At 71.1% G+C, this 17,961-nt stretch carries 17 protein-coding genes; 9 read left to right on the forward strand and 8 right to left on the reverse strand.

Annotated elements, in window-relative coordinates; translation table 11 throughout:
- Window positions 1-144: 144 nt before the first annotated feature.
- The gene (locus tag ACZ55A_RS34665; RefSeq protein WP_468848750.1) at window positions 145-1,017 is read left to right on the forward strand and encodes an undecaprenyl-diphosphate phosphatase; all 873 of its coding nucleotides are present in this window, start codon (window positions 145-147) and stop codon (window positions 1,015-1,017) included.
- A gap of 69 nt (window positions 1,018-1,086) precedes the next feature.
- Here the strand turns inward: ACZ55A_RS34665 and ACZ55A_RS34670 are convergent, their stop codons facing one another.
- On the reverse strand, window positions 1,087-1,953 hold the full coding sequence (locus tag ACZ55A_RS34670; RefSeq protein WP_468848751.1) for a hypothetical protein: 867 nt from the start codon (window positions 1,951-1,953) through the stop codon (window positions 1,087-1,089).
- 246 nt (window positions 1,954-2,199) lie between these two features.
- Between ACZ55A_RS34670 and ACZ55A_RS34675 the strand changes: the two genes are divergently transcribed.
- Window positions 2,200-3,111, forward strand: coding sequence for an SCO4651 family lipoprotein (locus ACZ55A_RS34675; protein WP_468848752.1), 912 nt, complete (start codon window positions 2,200-2,202; stop codon window positions 3,109-3,111).
- Here ACZ55A_RS34675 and ACZ55A_RS34680 read toward each other — a convergent pair.
- Window positions 3,108-4,007: an SCO6745 family protein gene (locus ACZ55A_RS34680; protein WP_468848753.1), complete on the reverse strand. Its 900-nt coding sequence runs from the start codon at window positions 4,005-4,007 to the stop codon at window positions 3,108-3,110. The two genes, ACZ55A_RS34675 and ACZ55A_RS34680, sit on opposite strands and share 4 nt — an antisense overlap.
- A 119-nt stretch (window positions 4,008-4,126) precedes the next feature.
- Here ACZ55A_RS34680 and ACZ55A_RS34685 point away from each other — a divergent pair, with 119 nt between their 5' ends.
- Complete coding sequence (locus ACZ55A_RS34685) at window positions 4,127-5,017, forward strand: S41 family peptidase (RefSeq protein ID WP_468848755.1); 891 nt, start codon at window positions 4,127-4,129, stop codon at window positions 5,015-5,017.
- A gap of 6 nt (window positions 5,018-5,023) precedes the next feature.
- Here the strand turns inward: ACZ55A_RS34685 and ACZ55A_RS34690 are convergent, their stop codons facing one another.
- The 4 genes from ACZ55A_RS34690 to ACZ55A_RS34705 form a co-directional block, all read right to left on the reverse strand.
- Entirely contained in the window at window positions 5,024-5,254 is a 231-nt protein-coding gene (locus ACZ55A_RS34690; protein WP_468848756.1) for a hypothetical protein, read from the reverse strand.
- A 2-nt stretch (window positions 5,255-5,256) separates the two neighbouring features.
- The gene (locus tag ACZ55A_RS34695) at window positions 5,257-5,493 is read right to left on the reverse strand and encodes a DUF6400 family protein (protein ID WP_468848758.1); all 237 of its coding nucleotides are present in this window, start codon (window positions 5,491-5,493) and stop codon (window positions 5,257-5,259) included.
- Window positions 5,494-5,721: 228 nt separating this feature from the next.
- Complete coding sequence (locus ACZ55A_RS34700) at window positions 5,722-7,023, reverse strand: PP2C family protein-serine/threonine phosphatase (protein ID WP_468848760.1); 1,302 nt, start codon at window positions 7,021-7,023, stop codon at window positions 5,722-5,724.
- A gap of 108 nt (window positions 7,024-7,131) precedes the next feature.
- Window positions 7,132-7,854: a TetR/AcrR family transcriptional regulator gene (locus ACZ55A_RS34705; RefSeq protein ID WP_468848762.1), complete on the reverse strand. Its 723-nt coding sequence runs from the start codon at window positions 7,852-7,854 to the stop codon at window positions 7,132-7,134.
- Between the two features lie 227 nt (window positions 7,855-8,081).
- Here ACZ55A_RS34705 and ACZ55A_RS34710 point away from each other — a divergent pair, with 227 nt between their 5' ends.
- Together ACZ55A_RS34710 and ACZ55A_RS34715 are read left to right on the forward strand one after the other, a co-directional pair.
- Window positions 8,082-9,608, forward strand: coding sequence for an APC family permease (locus ACZ55A_RS34710; protein ID WP_468848764.1), 1,527 nt, complete (start codon window positions 8,082-8,084; stop codon window positions 9,606-9,608).
- 119 nt (window positions 9,609-9,727) lie between these two features.
- Window positions 9,728-11,437 (forward strand): amidohydrolase, encoded by a 1,710-nt coding sequence (locus ACZ55A_RS34715; protein ID WP_468848765.1) that lies wholly within the window; start codon window positions 9,728-9,730, stop codon window positions 11,435-11,437.
- Window positions 11,438-11,470: 33 nt separating this feature from the next.
- Here the strand turns inward: ACZ55A_RS34715 and ACZ55A_RS34720 are convergent, their stop codons facing one another.
- Window positions 11,471-12,790 (reverse strand): ROK family transcriptional regulator, encoded by a 1,320-nt coding sequence (locus ACZ55A_RS34720; protein WP_468848766.1) that lies wholly within the window; start codon window positions 12,788-12,790, stop codon window positions 11,471-11,473.
- 151 nt (window positions 12,791-12,941) lie between these two features.
- Between ACZ55A_RS34720 and ACZ55A_RS34725 the strand changes: the two genes are divergently transcribed.
- Genes ACZ55A_RS34725 through ACZ55A_RS34740 form a run of 4 tightly spaced genes read left to right on the forward strand, consistent with a single transcriptional unit; the run spans window position 12,942 to window position 17,548 of the window.
- The gene (locus ACZ55A_RS34725; RefSeq protein WP_468848768.1) at window positions 12,942-14,255 is read left to right on the forward strand and encodes an ABC transporter substrate-binding protein; all 1,314 of its coding nucleotides are present in this window, start codon (window positions 12,942-12,944) and stop codon (window positions 14,253-14,255) included.
- Window positions 14,252-15,178, forward strand: a complete 927-nt coding sequence (locus ACZ55A_RS34730) for a carbohydrate ABC transporter permease (RefSeq protein ID WP_468848769.1) — start codon at window positions 14,252-14,254, stop codon at window positions 15,176-15,178. Before ACZ55A_RS34725 ends, ACZ55A_RS34730 begins: the two co-directional genes overlap by 4 nt.
- Window positions 15,171-16,085, forward strand: coding sequence for a carbohydrate ABC transporter permease (locus ACZ55A_RS34735; protein ID WP_468848771.1), 915 nt, complete (start codon window positions 15,171-15,173; stop codon window positions 16,083-16,085). Before ACZ55A_RS34730 ends, ACZ55A_RS34735 begins: the two co-directional genes overlap by 8 nt.
- A complete protein-coding gene (locus tag ACZ55A_RS34740) occupies window positions 16,082-17,548 on the forward strand; it encodes a GH1 family beta-glucosidase (RefSeq protein ID WP_468848773.1) in 1,467 nt (488 codons plus the stop codon). The genes ACZ55A_RS34735 and ACZ55A_RS34740 overlap by 4 nt, the downstream gene beginning before the upstream one ends.
- Here the strand turns inward: ACZ55A_RS34740 and ACZ55A_RS34745 are convergent.
- The gene (locus ACZ55A_RS34745) at window positions 17,538-17,948 is read right to left on the reverse strand and encodes an organic hydroperoxide resistance protein (protein WP_468848775.1); all 411 of its coding nucleotides are present in this window, start codon (window positions 17,946-17,948) and stop codon (window positions 17,538-17,540) included. The two genes, ACZ55A_RS34740 and ACZ55A_RS34745, sit on opposite strands and share 11 nt — an antisense overlap.
- Window positions 17,949-17,961 lie beyond the last annotated feature (13 nt).

A 17,961-nucleotide genomic window follows, 5' to 3' on the forward strand; every position in this document is an offset into this window, starting at 1 on the left:
GCCCCCTTGGTGACCCCTTGGCGGGCCGGATACCTTCGGACGTTACGCTGCCCCGGTCGGCTGTGACCCGGATCCGCCGCCGGCATCCGCTTTCGCCCGGCTCGCGCAGGTAAGCGCTTGATCACCCTTGGATACGTACTCTCCATGACTTGGTTTGAATCTTTCGTCCTCGGACTCGTCCAGGGGTTGACCGAGTTTCTGCCCATCTCCTCCAGTGCGCACCTCCGGCTGACCGCGGCGTTCGCCGGCTGGCACGACCCCGGTGCGGCGTTCACCGCCATCACACAGATCGGCACCGAAGCGGCCGTCATCATCTACTTCCGCAAGGACATCGGGCGGATCATCTCCACCTGGGCCCGCTCCCTGTTCGACCGGGAGCTCCGGCATGATCATGATGCCCAGATGGGCTGGCTGGTGATCGTCGGCTCGATCCCGATCGGTGTGCTGGGCGTCACGTTGAAGGACGCCATCGAGGGCCCGTTCCGTGATCTGCGGCTGATCGCGACCACCCTCATCGTGATGGGTGTGGTCCTCGGCATCGCGGACCGGCTGGCCGCGCGCGATGAGACCGGTGGCCGGCACCGCGCCGCCAAGCAGCGCAAGACGCTCACCGACCTGAACGTCAAGGACGGTCTGCTGTACGGCGTCTGCCAGGCCATGGCGCTGATTCCGGGTGTCTCCCGCTCCGGCGCCACGATCAGCGGCGGCCTTCTGATGGGCTACACCCGGGAGTCCGCTGCGCGCTACTCCTTCCTGCTCGCCATCCCTGCCGTACTGGCCTCCGGCGTCTACGAGCTGAAGGACGCCGGGCAGGGCCATGTCGCCTGGGGTCCCACGGTCTTCGCCACCGTCATCGCCTTCGTCGTCGGCTACGCCGTGATCGCGTGGTTCATGAAGTTCATCTCCCACAAGTCCTTCATGCCGTTCGTCATTTACCGCGTACTGCTGGGCATAGCCCTGTTCGCCCTGGTGGCGGCGGGTGTGCTGGCGCCGGATGCGGGCGAGTTGGCGGGGTAGGGCTGCGGGACGGTCCTTACGGGGCCCGTCGCAGCGCGCCCGCACGCGCCGCGTCGAGGGCCCCATGGGTCAGGAGCTGAGGTGGTATTGGGCCCAGGGCTGATGGGACGGTGCGGCCTCCTCGTGCGAGGGGGCGATGGTGCCCCAGGGGGCGAGGGCGTTGTCCCATTCGGAAGCCAGGGCGGTCACGTCGGGTACGGAGTCCGCCGAGGGCATCGTGCCGGTGTGCCAGGCGGACGCCATGTGGTGTCCGGAGGGCGCGGCGTTCCAGGCGGCCGTCTGCTGGGCGGGAATGGTGTATTCGGCTTCATGAACATCGCCCGGGCCGCGGCGGTGGCGTCCCGCATGGGTTTCCGCCGGTCCTGGATAGAACCGCCCCTGGGCGGACAATTGCTGAGCACGGGTAACGAGGCGAGTGAGGTCCAACCCGAATTCGGAGGCGAGTTCCCGCAAATCGACACCGGTCTGCCAACTGCCGATGAGTACCGCATCCATGGCCGGGGACCAGTTCTGGTCGGACGTCGTGCCCGCGCCGCCGCCCGCGCCCTCGCGGGTGGCGCCGGCGGGGCGGGCTTGGGGGGAAGGGTTGGGGTGCTGATATTCGGCGGCGGGATCGGGCGCCGACGGCGTCTCTTCCGGTTCCCGGGGCTGCGTGGAAGGAGCTGCGGCGGCGAGCAATTCGTCGGCGACGGCGCGGGCGTCCTCCTTGCCGACGGTGCGCCGGGCGATCCGCACTTCCCGCTCGTTCAATCCGAACAGTCCGGCCACCGCGCCGGTGCTGCCCACCGTCACCGCGAATGCCGCGAGAACCCGCGACCGGTCGGCCTGCGCCTCGTCCAGCCTGGCCTGTGCTTCCCGCACCCGCTCGTCGCCCAAACAAAACGCTTCCGCCAGCACGGCGTTGCGGTCCCACAACTCTCTAGGATCCATACCCATTTCAACGCCTCTTGAGCGGAGGTGTCCCGATCTGGCATGGCAAAGCACCCCAAAGCACCCATCGAACCACCAGATGAAAATCAGTCCAGAGGCCCGGCCGGGGGCCGCTCGCGCGGCCACCCCTGGAGCGTATCCGCTGGCCAGCGCCGCCGCGCGCATACTCGCCGCGGGTGTGTCAGTGGCGTGAGCTAGTGTCTCGATCAGTCACATTTTCACAGTTCCGGTTATGTGTGGGGGGCCATGGCCATGACTCATCGTTCGCGTATCCCTGATTCCCGTAGCTCCGTTTCCCGTGCGTCGTCGCGGGTGTTGGGGGCGCTGCTCGCCGGTGTGGTGGTGTGCGGCACGGCGGGGTGTACGGCTTCCGGTGCCAAGCCGGGCGAGCGGGCCGCAGGCGGGGGCGAGGGCTTCCGTGCGGCGCCGGTTGCCGCGGTGCAGAAGGCGGTTGACAAGGGCGCCAGGCTCAACTCCGTGTCGTACCGCCTCTCCGGCAAGGTCCCGGGCCAGGGAACCGTCGAGGGCAAGGTGTCGTTCAGTCTGCGCCCGCGCGCCGTCGATATGCGGATGACGGCGTCCGTGGGAGGGAAGGAAGGCGAGTTCTCGGTGCGGCTCGTCGGGGACTCGCTGTATCTGGGCGGCGGCAAGCAGGCGGCGTCCGTCATGGGCGGCAAGCGCTGGATCAAGTTCCCCATGAAGCACAAGGGCGCCGAAGGGGCGGGCGGTTTCGGGGGGATGCAGCGGCAGGCCGACCAGGACCCCGCCGCGAAGGCGTCCCTGCTCCGCCAGTCCCATGACATCAAGAAGATCGGCGAGGAGACCGTCGACGGGGTGCGGACGACGCACTACGCCGGCGCGGTCGAGGTGGCGGATCTGCTGAAGCGGCGGGCCGCCAAGGGCGCGCTGGACGCCAGGCGCCACAAGAAGGCGGTCGAGCAGTACAAGCAGCTCGGGGTGAGCAGGCTGCACCTCGACATGTGGGTCGGTCCGCACGACCGGATGGTGAAGTTCCGGGAGCGTGCGCAGGCCGCCAGGGGTCCGCTCGACCTGACCATACGGTTCTTCGACTTCAACAAGCCGGTCACGGTCCAGGCGCCGCCCGCCTCCGACACGATGGATCTGGAACAGCGGCTGAGGGGGACGGGGCAGCGGCTGGGCTAGGGCGTGTCCGGCCTAGGGGTGCCGCGGCCGTGGTGCGCGAGGGGCTCGTCGAGGTGTGGGAGACCGATCGGGTTGGGGAAGGGAAGCACGTCCGCGGCCAGGATGCGCCGGACGACGGGTTCCAGGCCGTGCAGCAGCGCCTCGGTGTCCGCTTCGGGCAGCGTGTGCAGCAGCCGGCCGGCCAGCCGGTCGGTGGCCTGCTCGATGCGCTCGCGTTCCCGCAGGCCGTGTGCGGTCGCGTCGCCGCGTGCGTCGACGAGGTCCCGCGAGCGCAGCCGGTCCGTCGCCGCCGCCCACTCCTCCTCGCTCCAGCCGCGGTCCTGACGGATGGTGTCCTGGGGGACCCGGCCGGAGGCGGCGGCCAGCACGAGCGCTTCACAGCCGTCGAGCCCCTCGTCGGCGAGTACGGCGAGGTGCGCGTCGCCCCTGAACTCCCGCAGGGCGGTGACCAGTTGCCACAGCCGCTCGACGGGGTCGGCGTGGTCGCACAGGGCGCGGTTGGCGGCGAAGAGCGGCCGGGCGGTGGGCGATGCGGCATCGACCATCGTCTGGAGCGGAGGCACCACTTCGGCGGCCCTGCGGTCCAGCTCGGGGTCGATCCTGCGCAGGGCGCGGGCCGCGCGGCTGCCACGCTCCTCAAGGATGTGTTCCGGCCCGGCGATGCTCCAGGCGGAGGGCAGCGCCCTGGCCACCATCTCCGGGGCGAAGACCCCGAGAACGGCGGTGGCCGCCGCAGGTTCCACGGCGCCCAGCGGGGCGGTGCGGGAGGCGAAATACCCCATCCAGAAACCCTTGAGGCCGAGGGCCTTGCCCAGGCCCCGGCACTCCTCGTCGAAGTAACAGACCGCGTGCAGCGGCTCGGTCACCAGCCAAAGCGATCGTGCGTGCAGCTCCATGCACCGCACGCTACCGCCGCGGGGCGGCGCGCGCACCGCGTCGTCCGGTGCCGTCCGGGGGCCTTCCCGCTCCCTCCGATTCAGCTCATCGATCCGACCAGAAGCGAGGCTCGGCAGTGATGCCCACCCATGCACAGATCATCGACAAGGCGCTGGACCGCATCGTGGCGGGATACGTCTTCCCGGAGCGGGCCGTGGAGGTCGACCGGGCGATCCGGAGCCGGCTGGCGGCCGGGGAGTACGACGCGCTCAGCGGTGCCGCGCTCTGCGAGACGGTGACCGCGCATCTACAGGAGGTGTGTCCGGACAAGCATCTGCGGCTGCTGTGGCAGGACGAGCCGCAGCCGATGGAGGCGGCGGACGAGGACGCGGGCCGGGCGGCGTTCCTCGCGCTCCTGCGGGAGGAGAACCAGGGCATCCGGCGCTTCGAGCGCCTCGACGGCAACGTCGGCTATCTCGACGTCCGGTGGATCGCCGACGCCGGGGAGGGCGCCCGTGCGATCGGGGCGGCGATGGAGCTGGTCGCACAGAGCAGTGCGCTCATCCTCGATCTGCGGGAGTGTCGGGGTGGGGCGCCGGCGGGCGCCGCGATGTGGTGCAGCTACTTCTTCCCCGACGATCAGGTGCACCTCAACGATTTCTACGAGCGCGTCACCGACTCCACCCGCCAGTCCTGGACCGTCGCGCATCTCCCGGCGCCGCGCTACCTCGACCGCCCGGTGTACGTCCTCACCAGCGCGACCACGTTCTCGGGCGGTGAGGACGTGGCGTACACCCTCCAGGCGCTCGGGCGGGCGGTGGTGGTCGGTGAGGTGACCCGGGGCGGTGCACACCCCACGGACCGGCATCCGGTGACGGAGCACATCACCGTCACCGTGCCGACGGCCCGGACGATCAATGCCGTCACGGGCACCAACTGGGAGGGCGTCGGGGTGCAGCCGGATCGTCCCGTACCGGCCGAGAAGGCACTCGATGAGGCCTACGAGGAAGCAATACAGCGGCTGGGGTAGCGCCGGTCAGCCGTCGGTGCGGCCGCCCGCGCCGAAGCCGGACTCCCAGGCCCACAGATGGGTGCAGTTGGGGCACTGGAGATGCAGCACGCTGCCCTTGTTGGACAGCAGATAGCGCCAGTGGTCATGGCAGGTGCGGCCGTCGAGGCAGGTCCCGCAGCCCTGGTGGTCCTGGCAGCCGGGGCACGGGACCCAGGCGCGGCGGCCGATATCGGCGGTGGGGTCGAGCGGCAGCATGCTCAGGCCTGTCCGGAGGCCGGCAGCACCCCGGCGGCGACGAGCATGTCGTAGGTGGCCTGCTGCTCCGCGTCCAGGCCCGAGTAGAGGAGCCGGTGCGCCTCGGTCTCGCCCTCCATCACCGCGACGGGGTCCCAGGTGTCGCCCAGCGCCGCGAGGACTTCGGTCCGCCGCCGGGCTTCGTGCTCGGCGAGGTCGAACGCGAATATGTGGTGGTCCGAGGTGTTGCGGTCGTTCATGGTGCGCGTCCCATACCACGTGCGGATGATTCGGACGTGTCTATCAAGTGGGTCGGCACTGAGGAAGCGTCAGGCGGGGAGCCCGGGGGCCTGGGGGCCGGAGCCGGGGAGGGCGGCCACGCGGAGTGCGGGAGGGAATACGCGGAAATCACGGAGGAATGGCGCTTCCGGGGGCGGTGAGCTTGGCGGCGCGTCCGATACGTCAGCGTTTGCTGAGTGTGACGTAATTCATCCGCCGGCCCGCTCCGGAGGCGGTGCCGGCAGGCGCCGCACCGCCACCGCGGCCGCGTCATCGCCCAGCCGGCCTTGCGTATGGGCCAGCAGGTCGGCGCGCAGCTGGCGCAGCAGCTGCTGCGGGCCGCATCCGCTCCAGGCCCCGGCCCGCTCGACGAGGGGGTAGAAGCTGCCCTTGTCGTCGCGGGCCTCGGTGACGCCGTCGGTGTAGAGCAGCAGCAGATCGCCGGGCTCGAAGGGGAAGGTCTCGACCTCGTACGCGGGGGCGCCGGGCAGGCCGCCGAGGCCGATGGGGAGCGCCGTGCTCCGGGGGTGCAGGAGCTCGGCCCGGCCGTCGCGGAGCAGCAGGGCGGGCGGGTGGCCGCAGGTGATGCTGCGGAGCACGGGCCAGTGGTCGGGGATGTCCAGCAGGGAGACGGTCGCGAAGGTCTCGTCGGGCTCCTCGTCGGGGTACGGGCCGCCGGCGGCGGAGCCAGGGTGGCGCACCGCCGCGGGGATCGGGCCGACGGATACGGCCGGATCCCCTTCGGGCCCGGTGCGCCCCGCGGCCCGCACCTCGGCCGCGGTCTCCGAGCGCCCCGGCGACCGGAGCTCCGCGCCGTCACCGCCGCCCGGTTCCGTGCACCACTGGCTGCTGTCCCAGCGGACGGCGCCGTCGAGGTGGCGGGCCAGGTTGGGCAGCGTGGCCTGACGGTGGGCGGCCGCCCGGAAGGCGCCGAGGAGGAGGGCGGCGTGACTGTAGGCGGGCAGCCCCTTGCCGCGGACATCGCCGATGATGAGCCGGGTGCTGGTGAGGGTGCGCGCCGCCGCGAAGAGGTCGCCGCCCATCTCCGCCTCCTCCTCGGCCGCCAGATACAAGGAGGCGATCTCCAGCCGGCCGCTGCGTGCCGGCAGCGGCCGGAGCAGGACCTGCTGGGCCACCCCGGCCACCGACCGGCTTTTGGTGAGCCGGCGCTCGCCGCGGTCCCGCATGACGGTGAAGAGCACGACCAGCGCGGAGACGACGATCAGCGCGGCGATCTGCGCCTCGAGGTTCTCGGTGAACAGGACGCCCCGGGCAATGCCGATGAACACCTGGGCGGCCACCGTCAGCGCACCGATCGCCGCCGTCAGACGGGGTCCGGCGAAGGCCGCGGTGATCGCGGGGGCCGCGACGAGCAGCGGCCCCAGGTGGACGTCGGGCGGTGCGAGGACATCGATCACACAGATCGTCACGATGAGCCCGATCGGGATCAGCACCAGGACGTGGCGTAGTTCGCGCCGTCCTCGTACCATCACCAACCACTCAAAGGGCATGATTCATGTTTGCACCCTGGTGGGCGAAATGCCTGATCGTGCCTGCCTTCCCCGGGTGCGTGGCCGTGACCTGCCGAGCACACCTCACCCCGGTGCGTCATGCCCTGCTCAGCGGCCCTCCCGCCGGTCCCCCGCTCCCTGCTCGGCCTCCGTCCGCAGCGCCGCGATCAGCAGATCGAGCGTGGGCTCGACGGCGGACCCTGCCATGAGCGGAAGGTGTGCACGTACGCGGTGCAGGACGGGGTAGGTGTCGGCGGGCAGCTCGGCGTAGGCGTTCTGCCAGGCCTGCTCGTCCGCCACGCGCTGGGCGGGCGCCAGCCGCAGTACCCCGGCGTCCAGGGCCGCATGGCCGAGGACGGTGTCGATGAGGGCGTGGTAGTGCCGGACGGCGGTGGCGTCGTCGAATCCGGCCTGGAGGAGCAGGCCGATGCCCGTGTCGATGGCGTGCTGTTCATGCGGGCGGCCGGTGACCCGGACCGTGCTGAACACCGCGATCTGCGGGTGCCGCAGCGCGGAGCGGTAGGCGCGCAAGCCGAATTCGCGCAGGTCGGCGGCCCAGTCTCCGCTCGGCTCGAAGCCGGCCATGGATTCGCCGATCAGCCGGTCGGCGACCGCGAGCAGCAGTTCCTCGGTGTTGCGGAAGTAGCGGTAGACGGCGGACGGATCGGCACCGAGCGCGGCGCCCAGTTTCCGTACCGTGAAGGCCTGCGCCCCTTGGGCGTCGATCAGCTCGCATGCGGTCTCGACGATGAGTTCGGCCGACAGGACCACGCCTGAACTGGTGGGCCGGCGCCGCCTGCGCTCGGCCGGGATGCGCTCGCTCTCCGCCACACGAACCTCTCGCTGCCACTCCGCCCCGGTCCCGCGCCCGGTCCGCAGCGCTCCGCGCGGTCAACGATCCGCGATCCACGCAATACGGTCCACGCCGGGATCTTCCTGAGCCAGTTAATCACCAGGTTATGTCAACACCGTTGACACAAGGAGGAGCGGGCTGTTTCATCGGCGGTCACACGGCCCGCCGAGTCCGGCCCGGCCCGCCCGTCCAAGGAGTCAGCGCCATGCCTCACGCAGTGCAGCAGGACCCCGGCCCGGCGAGAATGCGCCGCTCACTGGGGGTGAAGGACGGGGTGGCGATCGCCGCGTCGAGCACCGCCGCGACCACCAGCATCGGCATCGGAATGGGGACCCTGGCCGCATACGCCGGCCGGCAGACCCCCGCCCTGCTGCTGCTGGCCTTCCTCCCCATCCTCGGTATCGCGCTGTCGTACGCCCGGCTCAACCGCACCGAGCCCAACTGCGGCAGCGGCTACACCTGGGTGGGACGGTCCATCGGCCCCTGGCCGGGCTTTCTGACCGGGTGGGTGGTGCTCGTCGGCAATGTGATCTTCATGGCCTACACGGGCGCGGTGACCGGATCCGTCATGCTCCAGTTCCTCAACAAGATGGGGCTGTACGAGGTGTGGGGGCTCCGGCTGGATCCGGCCTCGACCGGCATCACCACCGCCGTCGGCCTGGTCGCACTGGTCGCCGTCACGGTCACCGCCATCACCGGCGTACGGGCCGCGACCCGGCTGCAACTCTGGCTGCTGATCTTCGAGTACGCGGTCCTGCTGGTCTTCTGCGGCTATGCGCTGTTCGTCGGCGACCAGCCGTTCTCGCTGTCCTGGCTCAACCCGTTCGCCATCGGCTCGGCGCAGGCGCTCGCCCAGGGAATGGTGATCGCGGTCTTCATCTACTGGGGCTGGGACGCCGCGTTCAGCGTCAACGAGGAGACCCGTAGCTCCTCCGACGCGGCCCGTGGCGGTCTGATCGCGCTGGTCGCGATGCTCGGCCTGTTCCTGATCGGCGCGTTCGCCTTCCAGCGGGTGATGAGCACCGGCGAACTCATCCACAACGGCCCGCAGGCGCTCACCTTCCTCGGCGGGCGGCTGGCTCCGGAGCCCTGGGCCTCGCTGCCGCTGGCCGCGCTGATGTGCTCGGCCTTCGCCTCGCTCCAGTCGAGCGTGATCCCCACCGCCCGCGGTGCGCTGGCGATGGCGCGCGACCGGACGCTGGGCCCGGTGTGGCAGCGGGTGCATCCCCGGTACGGCTCCCCCGCCGTCGGTACCCTCTTGATCATGGCCCTCGCCGCGCTGCTCGCCGTACTGGCCGTCGGCATCCCCAAGCTCAACGACATGATCCTCACCGCGGTGAACTCGATCGGGCTGACTGTGGCCCTCTACTACGGACTGACCGCGCTGGCCTGCGCGGTGCGCTTCCGCGACAGCCTGCGCCAGGGCCCGGTCCGTGCCCTGCGGGATGTGGTGGTCCCCGCGGTGAGCGCCCTGGCGCTGTTCGGGCTCGGCGTCTACCTCATCGCGGACTACGCCACCATGAGCGACCACTTCGAGGCGAGCCCGGACAACGGCTGGTTCATGCTGCTGCTCCCGTCGCTCTTCGTCCTGGTGGGCCTGGCGACCGCCGCATGGGCCAAGTGGGTACGCCGCTCGCCGTACTTCACCACCGGCCGGGGCACGGACGGCGAGGCGATCGCCCTGCCGATGGACGGGGACGCGCGAGCCCTCCCCAGCCCGACGGAGGGCTGACTCCCCACCCTCACCCGAGCCCGGCCAAGCCAAGCCGAGCTACGCGAAGCCACACCGACCGAGAATCCCGCGACATCCCACGCGCTCGATGCGCCCAACCCCCCTGGAGCGACCGCCAGATGGACCTCAGCACCACCGTGGATCCCACCGCAGCCCCGGAGACCGGAACCGCCGCCTCCCGCCGCCCTGCCGATCTCGTCTTCCTCTCCGGTCCCGTGCACACCGTCGACCCGGCGCGCAGCCGGGCGAGTGCGGTGGCGGTGCGCGGGGACCGCATCGTCGCCGTCGGCCACGAGCCGGAGATACGCGACCTGATCGGCCCGGCCACGGAGGTCGTCGACCTGGCGGGCAAGCTGCTCATCCCCGGCTTCCAGGACGCCCATGTCCATCCGGTGGGCGGCGGGCTGGAGCTGGCCCAGTGCGATCTGAGCGCGGCGGTCACGGCGGACGCCTATCGCGAGCTGATCGGCTCGTACGCGGCCGCGCATCCGCAGGCGCCCTGGATCACCGGCGGCGGCTGGTCCCTGGAGGCGTTCCCCGGCGGTCTGCCGACCCGGGAGTTCCTGGACGCCCTGGTGCCCGACCGCCCGGTGTTCCTGGTCAACCGCGACCACCACGGCGGATGGGCCAACTCCCGTGCCCTGGAGCTCGCCGGGCTCACCACCCGTACGCCGGACCCGTCCGACGGGCGCATCGAGCGGGACGCCGAGGGCCGGCCCTCCGGCATGCTCCAGGAGGGCGCGATGCGGCTGGTCGCCGATCTGATGCCGGAGCCGACCCTAGCCGAGCAGACCGCCGGCCTGCTCCGGGCGCAGCGGCTGCTCCACTCGTACGGGGTGACCGCCTGGCAGGACGCGATGCTGGGCCGCGCCCCTGGATCGGTCGACGCCATCCCCGCCTACCGGGCCGTACGGAGCGAGGGGAAGCTGACCGCGCGGGTGACGGGGGCGCTGTGGTGGGACCGGTCCCGCGGCGCCGACCAGATTCCCGAACTGGTCGAGAGGCGCGCCGAGTTGACGGGCGGCCGGCTGCGGGCGACCAGCGTGAAGATCATGCAGGACGGGATCGCCGAGAACCACACGGCGGCGATGCTCAGCCCCTATCTGACCGCCTGCGGCTGTACGTCCGACAACAGCGGCATCTCCTTCATCGACCCCGAGGACCTGCGGAGTTATGTCACGCTGCTGGATGCGGAGGGCTTCCAGGTGCACTTCCACGCCCTGGGTGACCGGGCGGTGCGGGAGGCGCTGGATGCGGTCGAGGCGGCCCGGCGGACGAACGGCCTGCGGGACACCCGGCCGCACCTCGCCCACCTCCAGGTCGTGCACCCCGAGGACATCCCACGCTTCCGCCGGCTCGGGGCGACCGCGAACATCCAGGCGCTGTGGGCCGCGCACGAGCCGCAGATGGACGAGCTGACCATCCCCTTCCTGGGAGCCGAACGGGCGGCCTGGCAGTACCCGTTCGGTGATCTGCTGCGTTCCGGCGCCACGATGGCAGCGGGCAGCGACTGGCCGGTCAGCTCCCCCGACCCGATCGCCGCCCTGCACGTGGCCGTCAACCGCAGGATGCCGGAGGACCCGCCCCCGGCACCCGTCTTCCTGCCCGAGCAGCGCATCGACCTGGGCGCGGCGCTGGCCGCGTACACGGCCGGCAGCGCCTATGCGAACCACCTCGATGACACCGGCAGCATCCAGCCCGGAAAGCTGGCCGATCTGGTCGTCCTGGACCGCGACCCGTTCGACGGGCCGACCGACGAGATCGCCGCGGCCCGCGTACTGGAGACGTTCGTCGGGGGACGGCGGGTGTACGCGGCGGACGACGCCTGAGGTCGCGCCGGGCGGCCCCGACGCCCCCGTATGTCACCCGGGCGTCCGCCGCCGTCCCTCCAGCAGCTGCTGCCATCCCGGTGCCGTCGGCCGCTCGTCCCGCTCCCCCGCCGGCGCGGTCCGACGGCCGCCGCGGCTGAAGAAGTCCGCGAGCGGGAGGGTCGCCGCGCCGACCGTGACGGCGTCCGGGCCGAGCAGGCCGAGGTCGATGGTGACCCGGCCTGCGGGGTGGTCGAGGGCGTAGGAGGTGGCGTAGCGGCGGATGGCGGGGAGGAGGTGCGGGCCGAGCCGGAGGCCGGCCCAGCCGCCGATGAGCACCCGCTCGGGGCTGAAGAGGTTGATCAGGTCGGAGATCCCGGCCCCCAGGTACTCGGCCGTCTCGTCCAGGACGGCGCGGGCGATCCGGTCGGGGGCGGCACCGTCCTGGGGGTGGGCGGCGGCGGCCAGGGCCGCGATCGCGGTCTCTTCACCGGCGCCGGCGGGCGGTTGACCGCCGGCTTCCCGCCAGCGCAGGAGCAGTGCCTCGGCGCCGGTGTACGCCTCCAGACAGCCGCGGGCGCCGCAGCGGCAGCGGCGGCCGCGGATGCCGACCGTCAGATGCCCCCATTCGCCGGCGCTGTCGCGGGCGCCGCCGTGGAGGGTTCCGTCGGTGACGATGCAGGCGCCGACGCCGGAGCCGAGGAGCACGATCACGGCGTCCTTGACGCCGCGGCCGCCGCCGAACCACATCTCGGCCTGGCCGAGCGCCTTGGCGCCGTTGTTGATGAAGAGCCGTACCCCGTCGGGGAGTTCGACGGTCCGCCGGAGCAGGTCTTCCAGCGGTACGGCGTCCCAGCCGATGGTCTGGCCGTGTACGACCGCGCCGCCGGGGCCGTCCGGGTCGACGATGCCGGGGACGCCGACGCCGACGCCGAGCAGGCGGCCGGGGCGCGCACCGTTGTCGCGAAGCACGGTGGCGATGCCGGCCGCGATATGACGGGTGATCAGTCCGACGTCATAGCCGCGGTCTGTCAACGGGAGTTCGGCGCGGGCGAGTTCTGCCAGGGTGAGGTCGAAGAGTTCGACCCTGACCCGGGTCTCGCCGACGTCCACACCGATGAGCCGGCCGCCGTCCGGGGCAATCCGCAGCAGGGTGCGGGGCCGCCCGCCGTCGGAGCCGAGCACGCCGGCCTCCTCCAGCAGGCCGTCCTCGATGAGTTCGGCGACCACATTGCTGACGGATCCTGAACTGAGGCCGGTCGCGGGGCCGAGCGCCTGCCGGCTCAACGACCCGTCGAAATACAACCGTTGCAGAACCGCGGTGCGATTCGCCGTCCGCAGGTCACGTACGGTCCGCTTGGCGTGCTCGGCCATCTGGTCCCCTATCGGCCGTCAACCTGCCCGGGCAGGCACCCTTGACGCGCCCTTCTCTCGGGCTTTAACTCACACTCCAAGTTAAGCCATGAGGCCGTTCAGGAACTGAACTTGGCCGACTCCGGACTCCTCAGAGAGAGGCGCTTCCGTCATGCGCACACTTCGAGCCGCGACCGTCTCCGCCGCCGTCACCGCGCTCGCCGCGACGGCCTCCGGATGCGGCGGCGGGACGGCTCCCGGCGGGGGAAGCAACGACTCCCCCAGGACGCTGACGTACTGGGCGTCCAACCAGGGGCCGGACATCGAGGCGGACAAGAAGATCCTCGGCCCCGAGCTGAAGAAGTTCCAGCGGCAGACCGGCATCACGGTGAAGCTGGAGGTCATTCCGTGGCCCGATCTGCTCAACCGGATCCTTGCGGCCACCACCTCGGGACAGGGACCGGACGTCCTCAACATCGGCAACACCTGGTCCGCCTCGCTCCAGGCCACCGGTGCGCTGCTGCCCTGGGACAAGTGGGGCTTCGACCGGATCGGCGGCCGCGACCGGTTCGTGGCACCGGCACTGAGCGCCACCGGCGCGGCGGGCAAGGACCCGGCCGCGGTGCCGCTGTACTCGCTGACGTACGCGCTCTACTACAACAAGCAGATGTTCAAGGACGCCGGGATCGACAAACCTCCCGCCACATGGGGCGAGTTGGTCGCGGCCGGCAAGAAGCTCTCGAAGGACGGCAGATGGGGGCTGGGCGCCGAGGGAGGCCAGCTGGCCAACAACATCCATCAGGCCTTCGTCCTGGGCAAGCAGCACGGCGCCGACTTCTTCGACGCCGCCGGCCGGCCGTCCTTCACCTCCGACGGCGCGGTCGCCGCGGTCAAGCAGTACGTCGACTTCATGGCCAAGGACAAGATCATCGCGCCGGGCAACGCCGAGTACGGACAGAACCAGTCGCTGCGGGACTTCGCCAGAGGCCGGACCGCGATGGTGCTGTGGCAGACCGCGGCCACCAGCTTCGCGACCAACGGCCTGAAACCGCGGGACTGGGGCGTGGTCCCGGTGCCCGTCCCCGCCGGCAGCCCCGGCGGCGGCCGGCAGACCAACTCCATGCTCGCCGGCATCAATGTGGCCGTCTTCAAGAACACCCACAACCTCGACGGCGCCCGGAAGTTCGTGAAGTTCCTGACCAGCGACGCCGAGCAGCGGCTGCTCAACAAGACGTACGGCTCCATACCCCCCGTCAAGGCCGCCCAGCAGGACCCGGCGTTCAACCGTCAGGACACCAGGGTGCTGCGCCGGACGCTCACCACGAGCGCGGCGCCGCTGCCCCAGGTCGCCGACGAGGCACAGTTCGAGACGTCCGTCGGTACGGCGATCAAGGACCTGTTCGCCGACGCCGCGGCCGGCCACCCCGTGACCACCGCGTCGGTCAGGGCGCGGCTGGCCAAGGCAGAACAGCAGATGGCGAAGTGAGCCGGCTCCCCGTACGGCTGCGCCGGGCCGCACTGCCCTATCTGCTTCTGCTGCCCGCACTGCTCCTGGAGCTGCTGGTCCATCTCGTGCCGATGGTCATCGGCATCGTGATGAGCTTCAAGGAAGTGACCCAGTTCTTCCTCGGCAACTGGGGCGCGGCGCCCTGGAAGGCGCTGGGCAACTACCGGATCAGCGTCGACCTCGATGCTCCGGTCGGGGCGGCGCTGCTGCACTCCTTCTGGGTCACCTGTGCGTTCAGTGTGCTGGCGGTGGGCCTGTGCTGGCTCATCGGCACCGCGGCGGCGGTCTTCCTCCAGGAGAACTTCCGGGGCCGCGGTCTGCTGCGCGCCGTCTTCCTGACCCCGTACGCCCTGCCGGTCTACGCCGCGGTGATCACCTGGGCCTTTATGTTCCAGCGGGACAACGGGCTGGTCAACCACGTCCTGCACGACCAGCTGCGGCTCACCGACGGCAGGCCCTTCTGGCTGCTGGGCGACAACAGCTTTGTCGCGCTGCTGGTGGTCGCCGTCTGGAAGACCTGGCCGTTCGCGTTCCTGGTCGTGATGGCCGCGCTACAGAACATCCCCAAGGACCTCTACGAGGCGGCCGCGCTGGACGGCGCCGGGATGATCCGGCAGATCCGGCGGATCACCCTGCCGTCGCTGCGGCCGGTCAACCAGGTGCTGCTGCTGGTGCTGTTCCTGTGGACCTTCAACGACTTCAACACGCCGTATGTGCTGTTCGGCAAGGCCGCTCCGGAGGCCGCCGATCTGCTGTCCCTCCACATCTACCAGTCCTCGTTCGTCACCTGGAACTTCGGCACCGGCTCGGCGATGTCCGTACTGCTGCTGCTGTTCCTGCTGGTGGTGACGGCCGGCTATCTGCTGGCGACCTCGCGCGGAAGGAAGCACGCCGATGGCTGACCGCGCAGCCCGCACCCCCCGCGCGGTCCCCCACCGGCGACCGCCCACCGCCCGCAGGCGCTCGCCCACCGCGCCGCCCCGTTCGTTCCGCTGGGCCCGCCGGATCTTTCTGACCGCGCTGACCGGCTTCGTCCTGCTGCCCGTCTACGTGATGCTCAGCAGCTCGCTCAAACCGCCGGCGGATGTCTCGGGCGCCTTCCGCTGGCTGCCGAGCGAGCTGACGATCCGCCCCTATCTCGACATCTGGCGGACCGTCCCGCTGGCCCGGTACTTCGTCAACTCCCTGATCGTGGCGGGCTCGGCCACCGTCTGCTCGGTGCTCGTCGCGCTCTTCGCCGCGTACGCGGTGAGCCGCCACCGCTTCCGCGGCAGGCGGGTCTTCACGGTCACGGTGCTGTCGACCCAGATGTTTCCCGGCATCCTCTTCCTGCTGCCGCTGTTCCTGCTCTACGTCAACATCGGGAACGCCACCGGCGTCGCCCTGTACGGCTCCCGCGGCGGCCTGATCCTGACCTGTCTGACCTTCTCGCTCCCGTTCTCGATCTGGATGCTGACCGGGTACTTCGCTTCGGTGCCCCGGGAGCTGGACGAGGCCGCGTACGTGGACGGCTGCGGGGCGCTCGGTGCGCTCTTCCGGGTCGTGGTGCCGGCCGCGCTGCCCGGGATCGTGGCGGTCGCCGTGTACGCGTTCATGACCGCGTGGGGTGAGGTGCTGTTCGCCTCCGTCATGACCAACGACACCACCCGCACCCTCTCGGTCGGTCTCCAGGGTTACGCCACCCAGAACGACGTCCACTGGAACCAGGTCATGGCCGCGTCGCTGGTCGTCAGCGTCCCGGTGGTCACCGGGTTTCTGCTGCTCCAGCGCTATCTGGTCGCCGGGCTGACCGCCGGGGCCGTCAAATGACCCACCCCGTGGGTGAAAGGGAGGACTCCGTGACCGACCGGATCGACTTCGCCGCGCTGCCGGACGACTTCACCTGGGGCGTGGCCACGTCGGCCTATCAGATCGAGGGGGCGGTCACCGAGGACGGCCGGGCGCCCTCCATCTGGGACACCTTCTCGCACACCCCGGGGACGACCGCCAACGGCGACACCGGGGACCGGGCCTGCGACCACTACCACCGCTGGCGCGAGGACATCGGTCTGATGCGGCAACTGGGCGTCGGCGCCTACCGGTTCTCGATCGCCTGGCCGCGGATCGTGCCGGACGGTGACGGCCGGGTCAACGCCGCGGGCCTGGCCTTCTACGACCGGCTGGTCGACGGCCTGCTGGAGGCCGGGATCACCCCGTCCGTGACCCTCTACCACTGGGATCTGCCGCAGGCGCTCCAGGACCGCGGCGGCTGGCCGGCGCGGGAGACCGCCGAGCGGCTGGCGGCGTACGCCTCGGCGGTGGCCGGGACGCTCGGCGACCGGGTCCGCCACTGGGCCACGCTGAACGAACCGCTCTGCTCGGCCTGGATCGGCCACCTCGAAGGCCGGATGGCGCCGGGGCTCACCGATCTCACGGCGGCGGTACGGGCCTCGTACCACCTGCTGCTCGGTCACGGCCTGGCCGTCCGGGCGATCCGCGCCCAGGCCCCGGACGCCGAGGTCGGCCTCGTCAACAACCTCAGCACCGTCGAGCCCGCCACCGGCTCGGCGGCCGACGTCGCGGCGGCCCGGCGGATGGACGGGCACACCAACCGCTGGTGGCTCGACCCCGTGCACGGCCGCGGCTTCCCCGCGGACATGCGCGAGGTGTACGGCGTGGAGCTGCCGGAGCGCGCCGGTGACCTGGAGACCATCGCCCAGCCACTGGACTGGCTGGGGCTGAACTACTACTTCCCGGCCGTGGTGGCCGCCGACCCGGCCGGCCCGCCGCCGTTCGCCCGGCCGGTACGCCGCCCGGACGTTCCCCGTACCGGCATGGACTGGGAGATCGACGCGAACGGCATCGAGACCCTGCTGCTGCGGCTGACCCGCGAGTACGGGGCGCGCCGGATCTATGTCACCGAGAACGGTTCGGCCTACCCGGACGTGGTCCGCCCCGAGGGCACCGTCGAGGACCCCGAGCGCACCGAGTATCTGCATCAGCATGTGGCGGCCTGCGCCCGAGCGGCCCGCCGCGGCGCCCCGCTCGCCGGGTACTTCGCCTGGTCCCTGATGGACAACTTCGAGTGGGCCTACGGCTATGACAAGCGCTTCGGCCTGGTCCACGTCGACTATCCGTCCCAGACCCGCACCCTCAAGGCCAGCGGCCGGCACTACGCCCAGCTGATCCGCAGCCATCCCGGTACGGCACCCCGCGCACGGTCTGAACGGCAGGCGCCCCGGCCCGGCCCGCCTCGCGCGGCCGGACCGGGGTACGGGCGCACTACTCGATGACGAGCTCGACGTCGATGTTGCCACGGGTGGCCTTGGAGTACGGGCAGAACTCGTGGGTCGCCTCGACCAGCCGGCGCCCGGTCTCGCCCGCCAGGGTGTCCGGCAGCTCGACCCGCATGACGACGCCCAGCCCAAATCCGGCGCCGTCCTTGCCGATGGAGACCTCGGCGGTGACCGAGACATCCTTGGTGTCGAGCTTCATCTGGCGGCCGACGTTGCTCATCGCGCTGGCGAAGCAGGCCGCGTATCCGGCGGCGAAGAGCTGCTCCGGGTTGGTGCCGGCGCCGTTGCCGCCGAGCGCGGGCGGCAGGGCCAGGGCGAGGTCGATCGTGCCGTCGGAGCTGACGGCCCGGCCCTCACGGCCGTTGGCGGTGGCGACAGCGGTGTACAGCGCGTCCATCACATTCCCCTTC

It is taken from the genome of Streptomyces sp. NPDC034111, assembly GCF_055575375.1.